Below are 23,418 nucleotides of genomic sequence, written 5' to 3' on the forward strand. Positions count from 1 at the left end.
CGGAGTTAAACAATCCGGACTGGGGCGCGAGGGCTCGCGCTATGGCATCGAGGATTATCTGGAACTGAAGTACCTGTGCCTGGCCGGGCTATAAGCGCACCGCATAGGGTGGGTCTCGACCCACCACTCAAAGCCATTTTCCAGGCACTCCTATCCTGGCATGCGACTTTGAATGGTGGGTCACGACCCACCCTATCCGCAGCTTGCTGCTTGACCATAGGGCGCGTTACCCCGCAGCAGTATTCATCCGAAGTGGCGCCGTTTGGTGGCGTTAAACAATCCGGGCTGGGGCGCGAAGGCTCGCGCTATGGCATTGAGGATTATCTGGAACTGAAATACCTGTGCCTGGCCGGTCTATAAGCCCACCGCATAGGGTGGGTCTCGACCCACCACTCAAAGCCATTTCCAGGCACTGCTATCCTGGCATGCCACTTTGAATGGTGGGTCACGACCCACCCTATGCGTGCAATGGTGAACCGATGTCATTCGGCCTTGGCCATCAGCTCAAGGATTTCCGCCGCGATTTCATCCGGGTGGGTTTCCAGCGCGAAGTGGCCGGTGTCAAGCAACACCACCTTTGCCTCCGGATTATCGCGTTGGTATGCCTGCGCGCCGGGCGGGATAAAGAAGGGGTCGTGCTCGCCCCAGATCACCAGCGTGGGTGGGCGGTGTTCGCGGAAAAACGCCTGGAACGCCGGGTACAGCTTGAGGTTGTTGGCGTAGTCCAGCGTCAGATCCAGCTGGATGTCTTTATTGCCCGGGCGTTGCATCAACGCGTAATCCAGTGTCCATGTTTCCGGCGCCAGTTTGCTGATATCGGGTACGCCATGCGTGTATTGCCAGCGCGTGCCTTCCAGCGTCAGCACGTTGTCGGCCACAAACTGGCGATGCTCTGGCGTCGGTTCGGCCCAATAGCGGCGAATCGGGTCCCACGCGTCGCCCAGCCCCTCCTCATACGCGTTGCCATTCTGCGAAATCAACGCACTCACCCGCTCCGGATGCTTCAGCGCCAGCCGCAGGCCAGTCGGCGCGCCGTAATCAAAGATATACAAGGCATAGCGCGTCAGTTTCAGCGCATCCACAAATGCGTCCAGCGTGTCGGCCAACGCGTCAAAGGTGTAGTGGTAATTGCGTTCGGGCGGCACTTCGGTAAAGCCAAAGCCGGGCAGATCGGGCGCAATGACGCGGTATTGCTGCGCCAACCGCGGCATCAGTGCGCGGAACTGCAACGACGACGTTGGGTAGCCGTGCAGCAGCAACAGCACCGGCGCATCCTTGGGCCCCGCCTCGCGGTAGAACACGTTCACGCCATCGGCGGCGACGGTGTGGTGGCGGACAAACAGATTGGCATTGGGGTGGGCAGTCATGGTGGCTCCTTGGCAGTAACCGTATAAATAGGCATTGAACGGTTACACTATGCGACGACCGTGGTAACTGTTCAAGTTATTTTTTAAAGGTTACAATCTACCGCGTCGTCACCGCACCGGAAATCGTCATGGCCATCGCCCCCCTGTTTGTCGCGGATCACCCCGCGCTGGATTTGTTGAATACCGTGATGACGGTGGATGGCGTTGCGGTTGACACCTGGCAAAGCGATGCCGATGTGCTGCGCTGGCTGCAAACGCTGGCGCTGCCCGGCTTGAGCGTGCCCGCTGCTATGCCGGGTTTGCTTGCTGCGGCACGAGCATTGCGCGAAGGCTGGCGCGAACTGGTGCGACAAAAATACGCCGGGCACACGCCCGATCTGCAGGCGCTGCAAAGCTGGCTCGATGCCGCCAGCCGCAGCCTGCACCTTTCCGCCGATGCCAGCGGCGACATCCAGCTCTCTGCGCGTTATACACACGCCAACCCGGCGCAATTGCTGGCCCCGCTGGCCGAAGCCGCCGCCGATTTGTTAGCGCACGGTGATTGGCAACTGGTGCGCCATTGCGAAGACCACAGCTGCAGCCTGATGTTCTATGACCGCACCAAGGCGCATCGGCGGCGCTGGTGCAGCATGGCGGCGTGTGGCAATCGCAACAAAGTGGCCAAATTCCGCCAGCGCCAGCAAGCCTGAGCCACCGCGCAAAAAAACCCCGCAGTCATCGATGGCGGGGTTTTTGCGGTTGCGACGGCGCTGAACGCGTTATTCAACCGGGATACACACTTCGGTGTCGCCACTGGCGGTTTGCGGATCGTAGTGCTCGCCGTAGCGCTCGAACGTTGGCGCATGCACCGGTTTGAATTCAGGATGCGCGGGCAACCAGTGCCGCCAGATCGCTTCCATGGTGTGGCCCAGCAGGGTGGCCGCACCTTCGTGCGTAAACACCAGATAACGCTGGGGCTCGATCTGCCACGAGGTCAATTCGGCAGGTACATCGGCGGCGCTTTCCACTTCGATACCGGCCATATATTCAAAGCTACCGTTGGCGTTGGCGGGCAGACAGACCCCATACGTGACCGCACCCGGTTGTCGGGCCAACTGGCGCATCCACGGTACAAAGCGTTGCCACAAGGCCGGGATATTGCCCACGCTGCTAAACGTAAACTGGTCTTGCAAGCCCGCCAGCACCATGGCGCGGCCTTGTTCCACGCGCGGCTCGGCCAGCGGCGTGGGTGTATTCGAAGCAGTCATTACGGTCTCCGTGCGGTTTTGACGATCTGTGCACGTTATAGAGGCTGCCGGACGGGGCGCAAGTCCGGAATCGTATGCGCAACCGCACGTTCTTCCTCGCCACCTCACCCCCGGGGCCCAGGACACCTCCTGGCTGGGACCCTTTCTAGCTTTCAAGCCGCGCGCCGCAACGCAGAATGCATTCCATCGGCCACCCACTACCGCACACGCAAATCACCTTGGTGGCCCTACTTGCGGAGTTACCCAAAATGAAAATCGTCAAAGCCCTCGCCCTCGTCGCTACCCTGATCGGCGCACAAAACGCATTTGCCGTCACCACCCAAACCTCGCAATTCCAGGTTTCGCTGACGCTGCAAGCTGCCTGCACCATCACTTCGTCGGCCCTGAACTTTGGCACCCAAGGCGTACTGACTTCCGCAATCAATCAAAGCACGTCGCTGTCGGTGACCTGCACCAACGCCGCGCCCTACAGCATCGGCCTGGATGCTGGCAACGTAACCGGCTCCGCCGTCTCCAGCCGTCTGCTGCAAGCCGGCGCCGGTGGCCCGACGGTGGCTTTCCAGCTGTACAAAGATTCCAGCCGCTCGCAAATCTGGGGCAATACCGTCGGTGTGGATGCTGCCACCGGCGTGGGTAACGGTAGCGCCCAGACCCTGTCGGTGTACGGCCAGATCGCCCCGCAAAGCACCCCGGCTGCGGGCACGTATTCCTCGACCATCACCGCCACCATCTCGTTCTGAGGCAATCGGGATCGAATGATCGATCCGCGCTGAGAGTTTGAAGCCGCACCCTTATTGAATTGATCTACGCATTACCGAATTCGCAGTAACCCGATACGACGGCCCGGATTAGTGGTCCGGGCAGTCAGCATGCATTTCACGACGCAAGGTGGGATGAGCAGGGGCAGTACCGCAGTGAAAGAAAGGCCAGTCTGGGGGGACTGGCCTTTTTTTATGGGCGCCTGCGACGGCGCGGTCAGCAACGCCCAACAACAATGCCCGCAATCGCTGCGGGCATTTTTTATTGCTGCACCAGGGTGTGATTACAAGCGCCCTACTGCGCGATACACCACGCGTTGGCGGCCGTGAGTCTGACGGTGGCGCACAAACCAGGCGGTGGTGGTGGCCAGCGTGCTCAGCAAACCGCCCCAGGCCCAGTCGGCCATCAGCCAGTCGGACGACACGGCTTTCAGCGTGCCCATATGCGCCAGCAGATAACCGCCCTGCACCACCAGGCCATACACGCAGCCCAGCGCGGCGGCATTGCGCCAGCGCGGTTGGTCCAGCGCCGGGATGATGGCCAGCAGCAACAGCACCAGCGGGTAATGATCCAGGTTGATATCGCTGCGCACCGGCACTGCACGTTGCCACAGCGTGGGCACGCCCAGTGTGAAGTCGTAACCGAACAAACCCAGCCACAGCAGATTAAGCAACATGGCGGCCGCCAACACGCCCGCACAGGCGAGGGCGTAACGATGAAAGCGGCTAAAACGGGTGGTGTGCAGGGTTTCGAGGCGGGCGGGCGTCGTCATTATGGGGCTCCGGCGCGGGTGGCGCGGGTTGCGGTGAGTTGATGGCTGTACTTTAGTCAAGCACCGCGCCGGGCTGCATCGGTGGGATTGCGCGGCTGGATGTGGGTCTTTTTAGCGAGATGCCGATGAATAAAAGCGGACCGGTGTCAGTGCCCTCGCCTATGCTGTCAGTGACGTGCCGACAGGACTATCCGCAGCGCGCCGCTTAAGGCCAGCGCGCGCCGCAACCAGAATACGCCGTAACGATGCCGCCGCGCGCCTTGCGCCGGTAGCACATAAAAAAACGGCGCACATCTCACGATCCTGCCTGACAGCCAACAGCCTTTCCGGAGCCTCATCATGCCATTGCCCCTCGACGCCCCCGTCGATAAACGGGACCGCCCCTATCCGCCGCCGCAACGCGCAGAATTATCTGAACAAGGCCGCATGCGCCGACGCGCATTGATGCTGGTGGCGGCCCTGGGCATGGTGGCGACGTTCCCCGCATGGCTGCAAGGCAGTGTGGCTCATGCCGCCCCTGCGGCCAGCCCGGCCGCGGCGCCGGCCGAATTTCTGGCCTTGTCGCAACTGGTAACGGGCCGCAGTCAGCTGGATACCGAAGTGGCCAATCGTATTTACGCGGCCTTGTCGCAAAAAGACCCGGCCTTCCCCAACCAGGCCAGCGCCTTGTGGCAGCACGCCAACGCCGGCGTCGAAGGCTTGCAGCAAGCTGCGCTCAGCGATCCGGCCTTGTCCAAAGCGCTCACCAACATCGTCAGCGCCTGGTATCTGGGCGAAGCCGGCGGCCAGGTGGTGCAATACAAAACCGCCATCGGCAATCAAGTGGTTGAAGACGTGGTCGTGACGCCCAGCTATTGCCGCGCGGCGCCCGGTTACTGGACGGCGCAACCGCCGCATACCGTGGCGCGCAGCATATGAGCGATGCCAGCAATGCAGATGTAGTGATTGTGGGTTCGGGCGTGGCGGGTGCGCTGATTGCGCACCAGTTAGCCAAAGCGGGTAAATCGGTATTGATACTGGAAGCCGGTCCGCGCATCGAGCGTTGGCGCATTGTGGAGAATTTCCGCAATTCGCCGGCCAAAGATGATTTCATGACACCCTACCCCAGCACCCGCCACGCACCCCATCCTGAATACGCCCCCGCCAACGATTACCTGATTTTTAAAGGTCCGCAAAAATACAATTCGCAATATATCCGCGCGGTCGGTGGCACCACATGGCACTGGGCAGCGGCCACTTGGCGCTTTTTGCCCAATGATTTCCATTTGCAATCGATTTATGGCGTGGGCCGCGATTGGCCCATCAGTTATGCCGATCTGGAACCGTATTATTTAAAAGCCGAAATTGAGCTGGGGGTATCCGGCCCCAATGACGGCACCGATTTAGGTTCGCCGCGTTCTGCGCCCTATCCGATGCCCGCTTTGGCCTTGTCGTGGAATGACCAGCGTTTTCATGATGTATTAACCGCCGATGGTTTCAAGGTGGTGTCCGAACCGGTGGCGCGCAATAGCCGCCCCTATGACGAACGCCCATCCTGTTGCGGCAATAACAATTGCATGCCGATCTGCCCGATTGCCGCCATGTATAGCGGCATTATTCATGTGGATAAAGCCGAGCGCGCCGGGGCGAAATTGCTGGCCAATGCTGTGGTGTACAAGATTGAAGTCGGCGCGGCCAATCGTATTGTGGCGGTGCATTACAAAGATCCGTCCGGCGTATCGCATCGTATTTCGGGCCGCTATTTTGTGCTGGCGGCCAACGGCATTGAAACGCCCAAATTAATGCTGATGTCCACCGACCATAATCCGCAAGGCGTGGGCAATAGCTCGGGCCAGGTGGGCCGCAATCTGATGGACCATCCCGGCACCGGCGTGACCTTTTTGGCAAACGAAGATTTGTGGGCAGGCCGCGGGCCGATGGAAATGACGTCGGTGGTTAATTTGCGCGATGGCGCCTTCCGCAGCGAATACGCCGGTAAAAAACTGCATTTGAATAACGGCGCGCAAACGCGTTCCGCCACCCGCAAAGCCATCAAGATGGGCTTGCTGGGCAAACAGCTGGATAGCGAAATCCGTTACCGCGCCGCGCGTACCGTCAATATCAACAGCTTTCACGACATATTGCCCGACCCGGCCAACCGCATTGTGCCCAGCGCCGACCATCGTGATGCACTGGGGATTGCGCAACCCGAAATCACCTATGCCATCGACGACTATGTGCGGCGCAGCGCGGCACATACGCACGAAGCTTATGCGCGCATTGCGCAATTGTTCGGCGGCAAGGAAATCAGCTTTGATGATGAATTTGCGCCCAACAATCACATTATGGGCACCGCGATTATGGGCACCGATCCGCGCAATTCCGTCACCGACGCGCACTGCCGCACGCATGATCACGAAAACCTGTATATCGCCAGTGGCGCCACCATGGTGACGGCCGGCACGGTCAATTGCACGCTGACCATTGCGGCTTTGTCATTGCGTATTGCCGATACTTTAAAGGCGGTGCTATGAAGCACTTGCGCATTGGTTTAACCGCATTGATTGCGTTGGCCAGCACGGCGCTATTTGCCGCTCAGGCCAACGATCCGGCCCTGATTAAACGCGGCGAATATCTGGCGCGTGCGGCCGATTGTTTTGCCTGTCACACCGCCGATAAAACCAGACCGTTGGCGGGCGGCTATGGCATTGATTCGCCATTTGGCACGATCTACACCCCCAATATCACGCCCGATAAAGAAACCGGCATCGGCAACTGGAGCGATGATGAGTTTTATCGCGCGTTGCATAACGGCATTGGCAAACACGGCGAACAGTTGTATCCGGCGTTTCCGTATCGCGCCTTTACGCTGATGCCGCGTGATGACGTGATGGCGATCAAGGCTTATCTGTTTGCCCAGCCGCCGATTCATTACACGCCGCCGCCCACGCAATTGCCGTTTCCGTTTAATCAACGCTGGTTGATGCTGGGCTGGAAGATGTTCAATTTCCGCGAAGGCGAATTCAAGCCGGAACCCGGCAAGGATGAAACCTGGAATCGTGGCGCATATCTGGTAGAAGGCCTCGCGCATTGCCAGGAATGTCATACGCCCCGCACCCTGACCATGGGCCTCAATGCCGACAAAGCATTTGGCGGCGGCCGCATCGGCAATTGGCATGCGTTTAATATTTCATCGGATAAAACCAGCGGCGTGGGTGGCTGGAGCGATGAAGAACTTATCCAGTATCTGCATACCGGCAAAGCCGATGGCCGCGCAGCCGCAGCGGGCGGCATGGCCGAAGCGGTGGAAGACAGCCTGCGCTATTTATCGCCCGAAGATTTAAAAGCCATTGTCGGCTATTTGCGCAGCGTGCCACCGGTGCATAACCCCAAGGACAATCAATCGCGTTCTACATGGGGTAAAGCGGCCAATGACGAAGTCAGCTTGCGCGGCAAAGCCGGTATTACAGCCAGCAATGACGCCAGCGGTGGCGCGGAATTGTTTAGCGCCAATTGCGCCAGTTGCCACAATCCCAGCGGCGCGGGCAGCAGCGATGGCTATTATCCGTCGTTGTTTCATAACTCGACGGTAGGCGCGCAAAATCCGGCCAATCTGGCGTTGGTGTTATTGAATGGCGTGCATCGCGATATGGGCAACCAGACCGTGTTTATGCCCAGCTTTGGCGACAAACTGACTGATGCGCAAATTGCCACGCTGACCAATTATTTGCTGGAACGCTTTGGCAATCCGGCTCGCACCGTGGATGCCCATTTTGTAAAGCGCTTGCACCACCCCGGTAAAGGATCGACCTATCTGATCGTGGCCATTGCGGCCTTTGCCGTGGTGGTGCTCGCGATTATCGCGTCGCTGTGGGCAATTCGTCGTCGCCCGTTACGGGTATTGCATCACTGATTAAAACGCAGCACTGCGTTAGCCCATAAACCCGACACTGGCCGGCCAACCCGCATTGGTAAAGCTGGCCAGATTGGGCACCACACTGCTTAATTGCGTGGGCGTAACGCCAAACCACGTGGCCAGCGTGGCGACATACTGGTCCACCGAGGTGGTGGGTATCCAGCGCCCTTCTTTGGTGGTGTCATCCGGGCCGCCCAGAACATGTTGCGGAAAGCGGCCGTAATACTGCTTGCCTTTGACCGCCCCACCCATAATCAGATGATGGCCACCCCAGGCGTGATCGCTGCCTGCGGTGGAATTGGGTTTAAGCGTGCGGGCAAAATCCGACATGGTGGCGGTGGTGACATTGCTGCCCAGTCCCAGACTGCCAATGGCGTTATTGAAGGTGGCCAACGCATTACCCAATTGGCCGTACAAGGTGTTTTGCACATTCAATTGATCGCCATGCGTGTCGTAGCCACCTTGCGACACAAAATACACCTGGCGTGATAACCCCAACTTGGCGCGTTGTTCAATCAACATGGCCACCGTCATTAATTGGAGGGCAATCGAAGAAGTCTGGCCGGCAAACAAGGGCCGCACCGTTGACGTGGCGTTATTAACAATCGGATTAACCAGCGCGCTATTGGCCAGCGCCGATTGTTTGATCTGGCCATCAATATTGCGCAAGCGCGTATTGCCGGTTTGCCCCGCCAATGCCGCCACCGCGCCTTGCAAAGACGTATTGGCGTAGCTGAGACCAAATGATCCCCCCGCCGTCGGCACTGCCAATGGGCGGGTATTTTTGCCCAGCGTAAAAATACTATTGCCCGCCAGCGTAATCACCGGCGGCACCGTGCCCGCACCGGCATTCACCGCATCGGCCACGCGCCCGCCCCAACCGCTGCTTTCAACGCCCTGCGGCGCAATGCCGGTGGTTTGCCATTGCTGTTGCTGGTCGATATGCGAATACAGATTGGCAGGCAATTTGTAGCCCGCGGTTTTTAACTGCGCTTGCGTGGTCGGCTTGGCCAACGGGCCGGCATTAAACTGGATCGCCAATTGCCCGGCATCCCATAACGGCGCGAGTGCGGCCAATGCAGGATGCAAGCCGAATTGCTGCACGCCATTCATGGTATTGGCGTTAATTGCGGCCGGATTGGCCAACGGCGTTAGCTGCGCCTGCGGAATCGCCAATGCGCCACGCACACCGGCGTAGGTGGCATACGCGCTGGCGTCGTACGGAATGATCATGTTGTTGGAATCATTGCCGCCGTACAAAAACACGATGACCAACGCCTTGTAATCACTGGCGCTATCGGCAAAGGCGCTGTTCAAGGACAACTGGCTTAGTGCGGCCAACATGCCGGCGCTGCCCGCGCCTTTTAAAAAATGACGACGGTTCATTAGCGTTGTACCTCGTAAAGCGGCGATGTCGCGATCAGATATGCGACCGTGCGCGCGGGCAATTGCGGATTGGCGGCGATGGCTTTGGCGGTCAGCGCTTTCACTTGCGCCACAATGGTGGCGTGGGCGTCTGCGGGCAGATCATCGTGCAATAACACGGCCGCCATTTGATTGACCAATTGATCCGGATCGGTAATCGGTACCCAGCTGGCAAAATCAATTCGGGTGCCGATGGAGCCGGTGACGCTGCTATCCGCGCCGACACCATTGGTTTGCAATACATAAGCGCCCACGGCATTCATGCGCGCCAAAGCGCTGCTGGTATCCAGAATGCCGAATTCGGGGCCGTACAAATCAGCCGCGCCCGGTGCGCGATATTGCGGCGAATAAAAATTGAACACTGACGGCGAGGCGTAAATGTTTTGCGACATGCCCGCTACTGCACTGCGCGGCGCCATGCCATCGCTATTGGCGCCCAGGGTACGCAACAGGCTGGCGATAAACAATGCGGGCTCGCGCAGATGGCCATAACCGGCATCGGCGACATTGCCGCCACGCGCTTCCGGGTCTAACAAAATGGCTTTGATCACGGCTTTCAGATCGCCGCGCACGCCGCTGCCATTGTTATCAAAAGCAGCGCTGACGCGTGCCACATAGGCCGGGCTGGGATTGCTGGTCACCAGTTTCTGGATGAGTTGCTTGCCCACAAACGGGCCCACGTTGGGGTGGTTGAAAATAATATCGAGCGCGCCATCCAGATCTTGCTGTGCCGTCTGGCCTGCGGGCAGCGTTTTGCCATCCAGCAGCACTTTGACGTCAACGTCGTGCTGCGTGTCAAACGCCACCATCTTGCCCGCGCGGTTAGTGGGATTGGTCCATTTGGACGTCGCGCCCGGCAGCGGCGGAAAAGTCCATCCCGTCATTGCGCGCGCCATGGCGGTAATTTCGGCCTGGCCATAGGTGGGCACCGCATCGCCATTGCTGTCGGTTTGCACGCTGCCATCGGCATTGAGTTTTTCCAGGCCGATGGTAAACAACTGCATTAATTCACGCGCGTAATTCTCATTGGCCTGTATGCCTTTGGCGGCATTGGGTTTGCCGTTATTGACCATATTCAGCCAGCTGCCCATTACCGGATGCAAAGTCACATCGCGCATCAAATCACGGAAATTGCCGAAGGCATCATTCAACAGCATATTCTGATAATCTGCCTGGGCATAAGCTTCATAGCCCGAGGTCACAAACAATTGCGATAACGCAAAGGCCACGCGCTGGCGTAATTGGTCTGGTCCGTTAATTGCATTAACAAAGAACTTTCGCTGTACCTGGGTTAACCCGTAATAATCGCGGCTGCAATTCTTGAGCATTAATGGGTCGGTGGATTGCGCCACAATCGAGGCATCCGTCGCGCAACTGCCCTGCGTGGACGGATTAACGTAAAAGAAACCGGAATAGCCGGTGCTGGCAATGCCGAATTGTTTGGTCAGCCATTGATTGGCGCTGCCGGATTGCAATTCGGCAAGGCTGGCGGTGGTGGCACCAAAGGTGGCTTGTTCCAGAAAGCGCTGGGCGTCCTGTTTAGAAGAAAACATCACATCGCTATTGCTGCTGCCCGTGCCGCCATTACCGCCGCCATTGGCGCCATTGCCCGCGGCCACATTGCCACTGCCGCCGCTATCGCCACTGCCCCCACCACCGCCGCACGCGGCCAAAGCCAGTGCGAGCGCCAGCGTACACCAGACGTGCAAGCCCGCACGCCGTGCCTGATCCGACATAGCCCTATCCCCTTTAATCAATACATGCTGAATAACGCTGATCGCAGATCAATGGCAAAGCGGTGATTGCCTTTTATCACCGACCGATGCAGGGTCGGATTGATCTTTTGCGTCGCGTTTTTACCGGGTTTATTTAGGCAGCAGCCTATGGATACAGAAAGACATTCAAGATGAGTGGCCGATACAAACAGACAGATTACCGGGTGTATAGCCAGCAACAATTAGCGCTTCATGACGCTGTAATAAGGGCTGCCGTAGATGGGCAGGCCTGCCCAAAATCGGCAGTTGCCAATGCAGGTTGATCACGTTATACGCGCGCAATCCCACGTGGACTGGCCCATCAATCCGGTTTGGCGGCAATGGCTTGCGCTCAATATATTGCTGCGCACTATTGGGCCAAATACGCTAATCAATATAGCGGCAGCGCCGCGTGGCCAATTGGCAAGCGGCTTTCGCTGTCATTGATTGCAATCGACCGTACAAATCATCGCCATCAGTAATGCAAACCGATCTTGCCAATTGCGCAATCTGCATTACAAAGAGAGCTGCGCTTTGTGGATCGTCAAGGATCAATACGGATGGCAACAGCGCCGTATTTCGCACAGGCGCAAGCGCGGGCTCAATGACAACAAGATGGGCAACGCAAAGCCGCTGCCACTGGCGGCCGGCGCGGAGCTTCAGCCACTTTTTAACTGGCGTTGCCCACCCACCCGGACGGCGCAAGCGCGACTACACGCCACCAATAAAAAACGGCCGTGATTGCTCACGGCCGTTTTGTTTCCAGACTGCGGTTTGCGTTAGCGACTTAACCCATAAAGCCCAGGTTAGCCGGCCAGCCTGCGGCGGTAAACGTCGACAGATTAGGCGCCACAGAAGCCAGTTGCGCGGTGGGCACGCCCAGCCAGGTGGCCAGCGTGGCCGCGTATTGCTCCACCGAAGTGGTCGGAATCCAGCGGCCTTCCGACGAGTAATCATTCGGGCCAGCCAGTTGATGGGTCGGGAACGTACCGTAGTAGTTCTTGCCTTTGACCGCACCACCCAGAATGAACTGGTGACCGCCCCATGCGTGGTCGGCACCACCGGTGGAGTTCGGCTTGAAGGTACGACCGAAGTCCGACATGGTGGCCACCGTCACATTGTTGGCGAGGCCCAGCGAGTTCATTGCATTCATGAAGGTAGCTACGCTGGTGCCCAGCGCGGTGTACAAACCTTGTTGCGTGGCCAGCTGGTCGGTGTGGGTATCAAAACCACCCAGCGACACAAAGAACACCTGACGAGATTGCGCCAGCTTGGCGCGGCTTTCGATCAGCATGGCCACGGTGGCCAGCTGCACGGCAATGGCGCTGGTCTGGCCGGAGAACATGGCTTTGACGGCCGAGCTGCTGTTGTTGATGATCGGGCTGATGGTGGAGCTGGCCGCCAGCGCTGCATTCTTGATCGAAACCTGAGCCAGTTCGAGCTGCGACGAAGCCAGATTACGTAAACCGATTTCCGAGCCGGCCAGGTAAGCATCGCCCCACAGCGGCGAGAACACGCTGCCATAAGTGGGCACCGACAACGGACGCAGGCTATCGCCTTGCGTGAGAATCGAGTTGCCCGACACGCTGATCACCGGAGAAATGCCGCTCAGGTTAGCGCCGACGTGTTCTGCGGCGCGGCCACCCCAGCCAGCGCGGATCATGCCCAGCGCATCGGTGCCGGTGGCTTGCCATTGCTGTTGTTGGTCAGCGTGCGAAAACAGGTTGGTCGGCAGGGTTGCGGTGCCTGCCACGATCTGGGCACGGGTGGTGGGTGCTGCCAGCGGGCCGGTATTGAACTGCACCGCCATCTGGCCCGCGTCCCAGAACGACTTCAGCGGAGACAGCGCGGGGTGCAGGGCAAACTGGGTAACGCCTGCGGTCTTGGCGGTGTTAAGGCCAGTGCTGGGATTGCTCAGCGGCACCAGGCTGCTTTGCGCCAGAGCCAGGCCACCGCGGATGTTGGCGTAGTTGGTGTAGCTGGCGCTGTCGTAGGGGATGATCATGTTGTTGGAGTCGTTGCCGCCAAACAAAAACACGCACACCAGGGCTTTGTAATCGGAGCTGGTATCCGCCAGGGCTTTCAGTGCGCCCAGTTGGCTCATTGCGGCAACCATGCCAACACCACCAGCGCCTTTCAGGAATTTTCTGCGATTCATATCTGCCAAACCTCGTAAATGGGCGACGTCCAGGACGCCAAAGTCTTTAAGGGGGCGGCTCACTCATTCACTGCGTCTTGCTGATCTCTGCCGCGTTGGTGCTATTAGGCCCGAGTATCAGTGTTTTCTTAACCAGGTCGATACCTGGGGACGCTGTAAGCTTGGTGAGTAAGGCGCAAAACCGGGGGCGTGGCGGGCTGGTTTTTAAATGGTGCCAGCGTCGCGTTGCCACTTTAAAATCAAGGGTTTACATCTGGATTCGGCGGGGGCCGACACCCCGAGGGGTATCGGCATCGCCACATTTACTTCTGGATTTCGTATTGCGGGGACGTCGAGATCAGGTACACGCAGTAAGAAGCGAGCATGGTCGGGTGCGCTTTGATCTGTGCATCGCTATACATGTTCAGGTAGCGCATGATCGCGGCCTTGCCTGCGGCGGAGAGCGAACCGTGCAGCAGCAGATCATTGAACTTGTCCACTGCGGCGCTGCGGTCGGTCAGCGCGCCGAATTTGGTCAGGTCAATGTGCGTGCCGATCGAGTTGGTGATCGATGCATCAGCACCCACACCGCCCAGGAAGAACATCTGCACTGCATAGTTGGAGCGATTGATCTGGCTGGCGGTATTCAGCACACCAAACTCAGGGCCGTTGACGCTGGTGCCCGGAGCAACATAAGCCGGCGAGTAAAAGTTGAACACCGACGGCGACATGAACACGGCTTCACCTTGCTGGCCGCTCCAGTAGTTGGGGCCCATGCCATCGGTGGTGCCACCCAGGGTGCGCATCAGGCTGATCATGTACTGGGTCGGTTCACGCAGGCGGCCGTAGCTGCTGGCGGTCTTGACGTCACCACGCGCTTCCGGATCGGTCAGGATGGCGGTCACGACTGCGGCCAGGTTACCGCGCACGCCGGCACCATCGTTATTCCAGACTGCGCTGACACGCGATACATAAGCCGGGGTCGGGTTGCTGGTGACCAGTTTCTGAATCAGTTGCTTGCCAATGAACGGCGCCACGCTGGGGTAGCTGGTGGCTGCATTAACGGCTGCTTTGACGTCCGACAACGCGCTGCCGCCTGCAGCGATCTTGTAGCCGCCCAGAACGACTTTGGCGTCGGTATCGTGGTGTGCTTCGATCGCCACCATCTGGCCTGCGTGGACGACGGTGCCTTGCCAGGTCACTTTGCCGCCCGGTGCAGCCGGGTAGGTCCAGCCGGTAAAGGCACGCGCCATGGCGGTGACTTGCGCCTGGGTATACACCGGCAGCGGCTTGCCGTGCGCATCCAGTTTGACGCTGCCGTCATAGTTGAGCTGGCTGGTGCCGGTGGTAAACAGCTGCAGAAATTCGCGAGCGTAGTTTTCGTTGGCCTGAATGCCCTTGGCGGCGTTGGGCTTGTCGTTGTTAACCATATCCAGCCAGTCGCCCATGGTCGGGTGCAGGGTGGTGGTCAGCATCAGGTTGCTGTACGTATCAAACGCATGATTCAGCAACATGTTTTGATAATCAGCCTGAGCGTAAGCCTCGTAACCCGAAGTCACCAGAATTTGCGACAAAGCAAACGCAACGCGTTGGCGCAGCTGGTCTTTGCCGCTCACGGCGTTGGTAAAGAACTGACGTTGCACAGCAGCCGGCGTGAAAATGTCACGCGCGCAGTTCTTCAGCTTGAGCGCGTCGGTCTCGTATTTGACGACGTTAACTTCTTTGTTGCAGGCGACACCAGAACCCGGGTTTACGTAGTAGGTACCTTTGTAACCGGTGGCCGGGGTAGCGATCTGTGCTGCAATCCAGCCCTTGATACCCAGACGTTGCACGTTGGCAATGTCAGCTTCGGTAGGGCCGAAGGTGGCTTGTTCCAGCAGACGTTGCGCATCGGCACGAGTCACCGTGGCGACGGCGGTTTCTTGTTTGGTTTGCAGATTCTGGCTGCTGTCCTGGTTGCTGCCGATCTCGCTGCTACCACCACCACAGGCGGCCAGTGCGGCGGTCAGAGTCAACACAGCTGCGCTGCGAAGGGCGTTCGTACCGCGCAAAACTTCAAATCGAAAATCCATTGTGTAGCTCCATTGCGTGGGGCGGCGTCTTTCGCTGTGGGCTTGGTAGCCGGTGCCGCGATGGACCGTATTTAGCCTGAAGCATCAGTATTTCAGGAATACCTGATGGACAACCGGCGCTACAAAGCAGACCAAAGCGATGACGCTGCGCTTACGCAATTTCTTTACTGCAATTACCTATTCTTGCTTTTTTTGTAAAAATACGACCTACTGACCTCGAAAATATGCAACACAAGCCCATGAATTTATTGGTAAAAATTCACGTTGACCTAATCTTACAAATATCGTGTGCAAATTCACAGATTACATCAAAAATAAGAATTGACAGAAAAGTTGGGCTTTTGCTCGTAAGTGAACCACCCTTCCCCAGGGTGGTACCTGGGAGGAATGAAAGCAGGCAATTGCGGGACGAACGGTCGGTTTTCCGCTCGTCACGCGGCATTACAAGCGGTTGAAACAATGGAAAAATTCTGAAAAAAATGCAAAAACCATCCGGTCAGGGTATCGCCACGTGTCCGGCGTACATCCGTCCAGTTGGTCAGGGCATAAAAAAAACCCAGGAGGGCTCCTGGGTTTTGTCAGCTTGGGGAGTGATGTCGTCAGAAAGACATATTGGCCGCACTCAACCTTTCGGATTGTTCACGGCAAAAAGATTTGTATCAGACAACTTCAATCCGCTTTGGCGGCGCTTGCCTTGCTTTTTGCCCGGCTGGGGGCCAGCAATTTCCAGCTGCCGTCGTCCAGCTTGCAATATGCGGGTGTCATACGATCGTTTTGTACCTTGCTGGTAAACGAGAGCTGGATATTCCGACAAGCGCGACCGCCATGCTGGTAGCTGCGCGTGGGCACCAGGTCCACCGTGGTGCCGCGTTTGCTGTCGGTATCGGCATCGGCGCTGCTCCAGCTGCGGTGCTCGCCATCTTTGGCTTCGTTGAGCGTGGCCATCACGCTTTCGTTCAGGCTTTTTTGATCAGCGCCGGACAAGCGCGTTAACGGGGTATTGCTCATAAAGCCCAGGCCAGCGCTTTGCGCCATGGGGATAACGATGGGCGCGGTCGCAATCAGTGCGGCCATGCAGGCGGTCATACAACGCATGCTGGAACTCCCTTCGGGATGGTTGGATTTTTACACAGTGAGAAAAAAGGTTCTGTCGGTGTGCGGCGTACAAGGTCGCACAGGCTGTGGGTGGCGGCCTGACGCGGTGATCACCCCCCTCGCCGGCCGCCTGATCGGCCTGGCGGTGCGGGCTGCACACCCGCCCTGCCTGAAATCTTCAAAGTAGCGCTCACATTCGCATTGCTGCGAGCTTTCGGCGCGACGCTGCGGCAGGCGTGGGCAAACAGGGGCGTAGTCTTGCTTAACACGGTCGGCGCAGGCTACGGCATTAGTCGGCATTGCCTATGCCATCCGGGCGGCGCCACGCCGGTTCCGGTCAGACTTTGGCGTTTTACGGGATGCGGTATCAGATATAGACAACCGGGCGAGCGCGCGCCAGTCGGATGCAGTCGAAATCTATATATATATAGATAGTGCGGCGGCGCTGGAGGGCTAGTCCGGAAACAGCACCGACGCCGTCAATCGCACGCCCCAGCCCGGCGCGGTTTCGGGCCGCGCCATCCAGTATTTGCCTTCCAGACCCAGACTGGCTTTTTGCTGGCCAAAGTTGAATGCCTTGCTGACACCCGCGCTGACCGGCACCGCCCAGTTATGCTGCGCCCAGTCATAACTACTCTCGGAACCCACCGACCAGGTCAGCCCCGATTTCTGGATAAACGCCAGAAACGGCTGCATGGCCGAGACGCTGCCCGCATTACGCAGATTGCTGGCCACGCCCGGCGTGGCATACGACCAGATATGGCTGGCCTGCACGCCCCACTGCCACTGGCTGGATTGCATCATCACCACGCCCGAGGGGCCGACGCCCCAACGGTCGGTGCCGGCCAGGCGTGTGCTGGGGTCAGTACTGAGATAAGCGGTGCCGCCTGCCAGCAGCAGACCATCGTTGCTGGTGGTATTGGGCGCCAGCCAGACGTTATGCACGGTCTCGCCGCCGCCATACGGATTGCTACCGGGCAGAAGATCAGTCTGCGCGCCCGACAGACTGGTGCGCGCCAGCATCGACCAATCGCGGTTAAGCGGTACCAGCGCATCCTGTTCCGGCTGCGGCACGCCCCAGTTATGCGCCAGCGCGCTTTGCATCAGCCGGGCCCCCACGGTTTGCTGCGGCGGGCGCAATAACGCCAGGCCGGCGTCATCGATTTCATCAGCCAACGCAGTCGCCGCCGTCATGGCAAGGCACAGATAAAACGCAGCCTGCAGCCAGTGTGGCCGTGTTTTGTGCGCTGCGTTGCCGTGTGCCATGCCCGTTCTCCCGACGTGCGCCGACCGGTCTTGTGGATGGGGCGGGCTACGTGTCTAGTGTGTTTTTATTCAGGGTCGGCGGCGCGTTTAAAACGCGTTTCAGCAGGGCCTGACCAATGCTGTAACGTTAGACGGGTTGTCGTGAAAATTCACGCCCAGCCGTTATCTGGCTACGGCCGCTAGTCAGTTTTGCAACACCCGCTGGCGTTCAAGGCGCTTTGGGCGACGCGGGCTGCGGCCCCGCTGGCGGCACGGCCGGGGCGGTGTACCAGGCAGCCCGCGGCACCAGTACATTGCGCTCGGGCTGCTCTTCAAAGTGCGGCGACATGATCTGCACGCCGTGCGTATTGAATTCATCCTGTATTTCGCCATGCAGCACCGACAGCACCGAGGCGCGTTCCAGCGGGTTGGGCATATGCGCGAACAACTGATATTCCACATAAAAATCGGACAGGGCGCGCTGCAACACATACGGCGTGGGCGTCTGCGCCAGCCCCGGCGTACGTAGCGCCGCGCCGATCAACATGGCGTGGACCTGACGCCACGGCGTGTCGTAGCCGATTGTCACCGTGGTCGACACCAGCGACCCCGCGGGCCCGGCCTGGCGGGTGTAGTTGTAGATGGTGTTGCCCACCACCACCGCGTTCGGGATGGTGATTTCCTCCATGCGCCGCGTCAGCAACTTGACCGACAAGGTGCTTAATTCGGTGACCACACCGGTGGTGTCACCGATGGCCACCAGATCGCCGCGGCGCAATGCGCGTGAATACACCAACACCATTCCGCTCATAAGCTGGTTAACCACGCCCGCCGAACCCAGCGTGATCATAAAACCGAATAACACGGACAAACCCTTGAATACGTCGCTTTGCGAGCCCGGAATATACGGATAAGCAAAGGTCAGCCCCAATGCCCACACCAATACGCTGACCATGCGCCGCGTTGCGCCCGCCGTTTCGGGGTGCAGACCAGGTATTTCCATCTGCCCCTGCTGGATTGAGGCAAAAATGCGAATCACCAGTGCGTTTACCGCGCGCGTAATCAGCAGGATCACCACCACCGTCATTACGCCCGGAATGGCATCGATAAACGCCTGAGCAAAGCGGCTGGCCAAGCCGGCCAGCAACGCGCCCATGCGATCGCCCAAAGGTTGGGTAAACGTAAATTGCTCCAGCACATACAACAACCACGCCCACGCCAGCGCCAGCCAGGCCAGCACCGCAAGAGTCTGAATCAGACGCACCGCCCATTGCTGCAACATCTCGATCCAGTCAAAGCCTGCTACGGCGGTGTGCGCGTCGCGCACGCGCGCCAGCACGGCCAGCAATTTGCGCCGCAAGCGACCCAGCAACCAGCTGGCCACGATCAGCAAAGCTGTCGCAATCGCGCTGGTGATTGCGCCGTGGATCAGATTCGGCCAGTGCAGGCCATCGGCCTTGGCGACCAGCGCGGCGCGCAGATTGGCGTCGGTGCGTTCAACCAGTTGCGGATAGCTTTGCGCGGACGCCGGGTCGCGGTCGTCGGGCACCAGCCAGAACAGCAGCCGATCGCCCAACTGGAAGACGGTGACCGGCGCGCCATTCATGCTGAGCTGCAAGCGCGTTAGCGGCGCGCTGAGTGCGCGTTCGGACAAGGCGTCCAGACTGGCTTCGGTACGCGACACCCGCAGTTGCGGGGTAACTCCACCCAGACTGGCGCGAAACGTGACGATGTCGCGGTTGGCAAATTGCAAGGTGGCCGCGGCAGGTGCCGGGGCGGTCAGTGCACTGGGCGCCGCCGTGGCACAGGGTAACGTCACACACGCCAGCCACAAACAAAGCAGGTATTTGCACATGGTTTTTGCCGGGCCATTTTTGAGGGGTTTTGGGTGGTATAGCTGATGCCGGTGGGGAAATGAATGTTTACAGCGCCAACACAACATCAGCGCCCTGTCCGCAGGCAACCAGGACATTGCCATCCGAGTGCAAAACCGCGCCCTCCCGACCGCCTACCGCCATGCAATTGGCGTCTGCGGGGGCCTGGTTTTCTCGTAATTTTCTGAATCGTGGGGCAATTATTGCCGGTGTCATCACGCAATTGGAATGCATTACAGACTGCGCCGCACCCTGCCCCATACCCTTTGCCGTTGGTTCTCAACAATATCGGCAAGGGGCAAAACGGCATGCAGCGGTATTTTCTGGACGTGATGACTGCGGACGCCATTTCGCCGCCACTGGATGTGCATTCTTTCCTGATTCAGGAAGCCATCGGCCAGCCCTACCGGATCGAAGTCACCGTCACCAGTTCGCAGCCCGATCTGCCGCTGCTGGCCTTGCTCGATCGGCCCGCCACCTTCCGCATCCCCTTGCATCCAGACGATATCGTTACGCCCAGACCGGATGCGATGACCGCTCCCGTTGCGCCGATCAAAGACCGGCGCTGGAACGGTGTCATCCGCGAAGCACGCCGACTGGCCAGTTCGCGCGATCTCACCGAGTATTTTTTTGTCTTGGAGCCGCGGCTGGCACGGCTGCGCGATAGCAAAACCACGCGCTTGCTGCAAAACCAGTCCGCCCGCCAAGCCGTGGAAACCGTGCTGCGCGCGGCCGGCTGTACCGGCGCCGATTTCCGCTTTGATTTGCGCCGCCAACCCGAAGTGCGCGATCACCTGACGATCTGGGCAGAATCGCCGTACGACTTTGTCCACCGCTGGCTGGAAGCTGAAGGCATCTGGTTTGTCTTCGAACAGAAAGATGACAAGGATTGCATCCGCTTTTGCGATGACAACTCGCATTACCTGCCACGGCTGGGCGTCATCCTGCAGCGCTCGGATGCGGGTTTGCTCAGCCACCAACGCGAAACGGTGCGCCAGTTGGAAGTCCACACGCGCCCTGCGCTGGCGGCGGTCGGCACGCGAGATTACAACTATCGCGCCACCGGCGGCGCGCCACTGGACAGCGCCAAACGCACCACAGGCCAAGTGCCTGGCGAGTTGGGCGAACACTATATTTATGGACCCAACTACAAGACGCCAGAGGAAGGCGCGGCGCTAGCCCGCCTGCACTACGAAGTCAGCCACGCCACGCAAGTGCAAGCGCATGGCGCGGGCAACGTGTTGGCCATGGAACCGGGAAGGCTGTTCCAGACCGATACGCACTTCAGCGAAGCGGAATTCGGCTGGGTGGTGGTCAGCATCGAGCATCGCGGCGCGCGCAACCAGGCGTACTCCAACCGCTTTAGCGCCATCCCCTCCACCACGCAGTACCGCATGCCGCTGGATACGCCCCGCCCGCGCATCAGCGGCACCATCCCGGCGCGCATCACTTCGCCCAGCAAATATCAGTACGCGTTTCTCGACGCCGAAGGCCGGGTGCGCATTACCTATGATTTCGATCAGGACAAAGGCCAGTGGCCACCTGGTGGCAGCAGCCGCCCGGTGCGGCTGGCCTCCATCTATTCGGGCAACGATTACGGCATCACGTTTCCGCCGATTGATGGTCAGGAAGTGCAAATCAGTTTTGTGGGAGGTGACCCGGACCGGCCGTTTGTGGCGCACACGATGCACGACCAGACCAACCCGGCCCATCTGCACGCGGCGACGTACAGCAAAAACATCATCCGCAGCGCCGCGGGCAACGAAATCCGGCTGGAAGACCGCCGCGGCAAAGAACACCTGCGCGCCTATAGCCCGTATGGCCAGTCCTGGCTGGATCTGGGCCATCTGGTGGCCAGTCAGTACCAAGGCAACGACACCGAACGCGGCCATGGCTTTGAATTAAAAACCAACGACTGGGGCAGCGTGCGCGCGGGTAAAGGCCTTTACCTGAGTGCGCACGACCGACCGGGATGGCAACACGCCGCAACTGGATCTATCGGAGCCCCGTGCACAACTGGAGCAAGCGCTGGCGCACATGAAATCGCTGTCGCTACTGGCTGGCCAAGCCAAAGCGCTGGCGGCCGACGTGGAAGCGCAGCAGCAGTTGTTGCAGCACAAACTGGACAAACTGCAAGCCGCAGTGCTGCTCGCCAGCGCGCCCGCAGGCATCGCATTAACCAGCGGCGAACATCTCCAGCTGGCCGCCCACCAGAACCTGATGCTGACGGCGGGCCGCAACGCCGACCTAGGCGTCATCAAGCGCCTGACCATCGCCGCAGGCGAAGCCATCAGCCTGTTCGCGCACAAAGCCGGCCTCAAACTGTTTGCCGCGCAGGGCAAGGTCGAAATCCAGGCGCAAAGCGACAACCTCGAACTGATCGCCACCAAAGACATCCTGCAAACCTCGGGCCAGCGCATCGTGCTGGGCGCGAAAGACGAACTGATGCTGGTCGGCAACGGCGGCAGTTATATCAAGCTGGATGGCGGCAATGTCGAAATCGGTGGGCCGGGCAAATTGCTGATACGCACCAGCGGCGTCAGCAAACAAGACGCGGCCAACCAGCGCGTTGCCATGCCCGCCTTTGCCGAAGACAGCTTCGACGAAAAATTCATCATCTCGCACGGCATCAGCGGCGAACCGCTGCCCAACCAGCGCTACAAGATCACGCTGGCCAGCGGCGAAATCATCGAAGGCCTGACCGACAGCAAGGGCCAGACCGCGCTGCTACGCAGCCAGGCGCTCGACGGCATGAAGTTGATGCTGGGCGCGGCGGAGAAGACTGCTCAAACCGGGCTGGCTGCAGGCATGAACACGACATCGGGCGCTAGCGTGCCGAAGGAACGGCCATGAAACGCGCTGGGTATAAAGCCGCTGGCTTTTTGTTGGCTGTTGCCGGGGCCGTATTACTGAATGGCTGCGCCATCATCGCACTACCTGGCGCGGCGGGCGCCGTGGGTTCCACCCGATCAAACAGCGAATGGAAGGGCTATCCGAAGTACGACGTTGATCCACAAGTGATCTATCGCATCGATGACCATCGCTACGTGACCATGGAGAACTACCTGGATTGCAAGTTCGCGAACTACGTGTCGGGCAATCAGGAAGTCTATTACCACCACGACAGGCTGGGCATCACCACCCGGTTGGGAACCAATAGAACCGCCTATCAAGGCAAATTGATCATTGATGCACCGGCTGGCAAAAACCTGGCCTTCCCTGGCTCACCCTGGGGCGTTTGCACGTACGGCGACAAGGGTTGCAGCGTTTACATCGCTTATTCAGCAGACAGCGGCAGGACGTGGAATGGGCTCCAGTACATGCACTACGCCAAAAGTCCCGCCGAGACACGCGATTACGCCGTCGTGGTTACCGACGACGCACTGTATATACGCCACCGCGACGCAGATCCCATCAAATATCCAATGGGCTCTCAGTGGAATAGCGCTTGGGGTCCAGGATTGGGAAACCAGGATTTTGGATCTCGCCTACGTGCGGCGATGACCGCAGCCCGGCAGCAAGATATACCTCAGGAAGCCATTGATGATGAGGGGCGCTATTACGATCAGTTGCCTTTGGAAGAGCGCGATGCAGCCATGCGCCGTCTCTCCATTTTCAAGCGCCAGGTCATGGCCACTGTCCCTGCGTCCAGGATCCCTCCAGAGGCACATACCCCGTCGGGCATGGACCGTCTCGTCTGCGACCCCACCATCACGCCGCGCGGTGTGACCTACTCCAAGCCGGCGTACTCCCGGTAAAGCCAGTCATGAGATGCA

The 23,418-nt window shown here is 59.2% G+C and carries 18 protein-coding genes and 2 pseudogenes; 10 read left to right on the forward strand and 10 right to left on the reverse strand.

What is annotated here, in order from left to right; genetic code table 11:
- Positions 1 to 243 precede the first annotated feature (243 nt).
- Positions 244 to 360, forward strand: a pseudogene (locus WG78_RS22230) (aldehyde dehydrogenase family protein); the annotation flags it as partial.
- A gap of 122 nt (positions 361 to 482) precedes the next feature.
- On the opposite strand, the gene WG78_RS18840 reads toward WG78_RS22230, so the two are convergent.
- Complete coding sequence (locus tag WG78_RS18840) at positions 483 to 1,367, reverse strand: alpha/beta fold hydrolase (protein WP_053939391.1); 885 nt, start codon at positions 1,365 to 1,367, stop codon at positions 483 to 485.
- A 128-nt stretch (positions 1,368 to 1,495) separates the two neighbouring features.
- Here WG78_RS18840 and WG78_RS18845 point away from each other — a divergent pair, with 128 nt between their 5' ends.
- On the forward strand, positions 1,496 to 2,056 hold the full coding sequence (locus WG78_RS18845; protein ID WP_053939392.1) for a CGNR zinc finger domain-containing protein: 561 nt from the start codon (positions 1,496 to 1,498) through the stop codon (positions 2,054 to 2,056).
- A 69-nt stretch (positions 2,057 to 2,125) separates the two neighbouring features.
- Here WG78_RS18845 and WG78_RS18850 read toward each other — a convergent pair whose 3' ends face one another.
- The gene (locus WG78_RS18850; protein ID WP_053939393.1) at positions 2,126 to 2,614 is read right to left on the reverse strand and encodes a GyrI-like domain-containing protein; all 489 of its coding nucleotides are present in this window, start codon (positions 2,612 to 2,614) and stop codon (positions 2,126 to 2,128) included.
- A 248-nt stretch (positions 2,615 to 2,862) separates the two neighbouring features.
- Here WG78_RS18850 and WG78_RS18855 point away from each other — a divergent pair, with 248 nt between their 5' ends.
- On the forward strand, positions 2,863 to 3,354 hold the full coding sequence (locus tag WG78_RS18855) for a Csu type fimbrial protein (RefSeq protein ID WP_053939429.1): 492 nt from the start codon (positions 2,863 to 2,865) through the stop codon (positions 3,352 to 3,354).
- 302 nt (positions 3,355 to 3,656) lie between these two features.
- Here the strand turns inward: WG78_RS18855 and WG78_RS18860 are convergent, their stop codons facing one another.
- On the reverse strand, positions 3,657 to 4,145 hold the full coding sequence (locus WG78_RS18860) for a DUF2177 family protein (RefSeq protein WP_053939394.1): 489 nt from the start codon (positions 4,143 to 4,145) through the stop codon (positions 3,657 to 3,659).
- Positions 4,146 to 4,484: 339 nt separating this feature from the next.
- On the opposite strand from WG78_RS18860, the gene WG78_RS18865 reads away from it, so the two are divergent.
- Genes WG78_RS18865 through WG78_RS18875 form a run of 3 tightly spaced genes read left to right on the forward strand, consistent with a single transcriptional unit; the run spans position 4,485 to position 8,037 of the window.
- On the forward strand, positions 4,485 to 5,063 hold the full coding sequence (locus tag WG78_RS18865) for a sugar dehydrogenase complex small subunit (protein WP_053939395.1): 579 nt from the start codon (positions 4,485 to 4,487) through the stop codon (positions 5,061 to 5,063).
- Positions 5,060 to 6,658, forward strand: coding sequence for a GMC family oxidoreductase (locus WG78_RS18870; RefSeq protein ID WP_053939396.1), 1,599 nt, complete (start codon positions 5,060 to 5,062; stop codon positions 6,656 to 6,658). Before WG78_RS18865 ends, WG78_RS18870 begins: the two co-directional genes overlap by 4 nt.
- Positions 6,655 to 8,037 carry a cytochrome c gene (locus WG78_RS18875; RefSeq protein ID WP_083459387.1) on the forward strand — a complete coding sequence of 461 codons (1,383 nt, stop codon included), beginning with the start codon at positions 6,655 to 6,657 and terminating at the stop codon, positions 8,035 to 8,037. Before WG78_RS18870 ends, WG78_RS18875 begins: the two co-directional genes overlap by 4 nt.
- Positions 8,038 to 8,055: 18 nt before the next feature.
- Here the strand turns inward: WG78_RS18875 and WG78_RS18880 are convergent, their stop codons facing one another.
- Together WG78_RS18880 and WG78_RS18885 are read right to left on the reverse strand one after the other, a co-directional pair.
- Positions 8,056 to 9,426 (reverse strand): DUF1501 domain-containing protein, encoded by a 1,371-nt coding sequence (locus tag WG78_RS18880; RefSeq protein ID WP_053939397.1) that lies wholly within the window; start codon positions 9,424 to 9,426, stop codon positions 8,056 to 8,058.
- Positions 9,426 to 11,201, reverse strand: a complete 1,776-nt coding sequence (locus tag WG78_RS18885) for a DUF1800 domain-containing protein (RefSeq protein WP_053939398.1) — start codon at positions 11,199 to 11,201, stop codon at positions 9,426 to 9,428. Before WG78_RS18885 ends, WG78_RS18880 begins: the two co-directional genes overlap by 1 nt.
- Before the next feature lie 465 nt (positions 11,202 to 11,666).
- Here WG78_RS18885 and WG78_RS18890 point away from each other — a divergent pair, with 465 nt between their 5' ends.
- Positions 11,667 to 11,960, forward strand: a complete 294-nt coding sequence (locus WG78_RS18890) for a hypothetical protein (protein WP_053939399.1) — start codon at positions 11,667 to 11,669, stop codon at positions 11,958 to 11,960.
- 46 nt (positions 11,961 to 12,006) lie between these two features.
- Here the strand turns inward: WG78_RS18890 and WG78_RS18895 are convergent, their stop codons facing one another.
- The 5 genes from WG78_RS18895 to WG78_RS18915 form a co-directional block, all read right to left on the reverse strand.
- Positions 12,007 to 13,377, reverse strand: a complete 1,371-nt coding sequence (locus WG78_RS18895) for a DUF1501 domain-containing protein (RefSeq protein WP_083459389.1) — start codon at positions 13,375 to 13,377, stop codon at positions 12,007 to 12,009.
- A 302-nt stretch (positions 13,378 to 13,679) separates the two neighbouring features.
- Positions 13,680 to 15,374 carry a DUF1800 domain-containing protein gene (locus tag WG78_RS18900; RefSeq protein WP_161805153.1) on the reverse strand — a complete coding sequence of 565 codons (1,695 nt, stop codon included), beginning with the start codon at positions 15,372 to 15,374 and terminating at the stop codon, positions 13,680 to 13,682.
- Positions 15,375 to 16,097: 723 nt separating this feature from the next.
- Positions 16,098 to 16,523 carry a hypothetical protein gene (locus tag WG78_RS18905; RefSeq protein ID WP_152969301.1) on the reverse strand — a complete coding sequence of 142 codons (426 nt, stop codon included), beginning with the start codon at positions 16,521 to 16,523 and terminating at the stop codon, positions 16,098 to 16,100.
- Positions 16,524 to 16,976: 453 nt separating this feature from the next.
- Positions 16,977 to 17,789, reverse strand: a complete 813-nt coding sequence (locus WG78_RS18910; protein WP_152969302.1) for a hypothetical protein — start codon at positions 17,787 to 17,789, stop codon at positions 16,977 to 16,979.
- 208 nt (positions 17,790 to 17,997) lie between these two features.
- Positions 17,998 to 19,623: a mechanosensitive ion channel family protein gene (locus WG78_RS18915; protein ID WP_161805154.1), complete on the reverse strand. Its 1,626-nt coding sequence runs from the start codon at positions 19,621 to 19,623 to the stop codon at positions 17,998 to 18,000.
- Positions 19,624 to 19,974: 351 nt separating this feature from the next.
- Between WG78_RS18915 and WG78_RS23435 the strand changes: the two are divergent.
- The 3 genes and pseudogenes from WG78_RS23435 to WG78_RS18935 all read left to right on the forward strand — a co-directional run.
- Positions 19,975 to 21,564: pseudogene (locus WG78_RS23435) on the forward strand (type VI secretion system Vgr family protein); the annotation flags it as partial.
- Between the two features lie 31 nt (positions 21,565 to 21,595).
- Positions 21,596 to 22,495 carry a DUF2345 domain-containing protein gene (locus tag WG78_RS18930; protein ID WP_053939406.1) on the forward strand — a complete coding sequence of 300 codons (900 nt, stop codon included), beginning with the start codon at positions 21,596 to 21,598 and terminating at the stop codon, positions 22,493 to 22,495.
- The gene (locus WG78_RS18935) at positions 22,492 to 23,400 is read left to right on the forward strand and encodes a T6SS immunity protein Tli3 family protein (protein ID WP_053939407.1); all 909 of its coding nucleotides are present in this window, start codon (positions 22,492 to 22,494) and stop codon (positions 23,398 to 23,400) included. The genes WG78_RS18930 and WG78_RS18935 overlap by 4 nt, the downstream gene beginning before the upstream one ends.
- Positions 23,401 to 23,418: the final 18 nt, after the last annotated feature.

It is taken from the genome of Amantichitinum ursilacus (genome assembly GCF_001294205.1).
Taxonomy (GTDB): Bacteria; Pseudomonadota; Gammaproteobacteria; order Burkholderiales; family Chitinibacteraceae; genus Amantichitinum; species Amantichitinum ursilacus.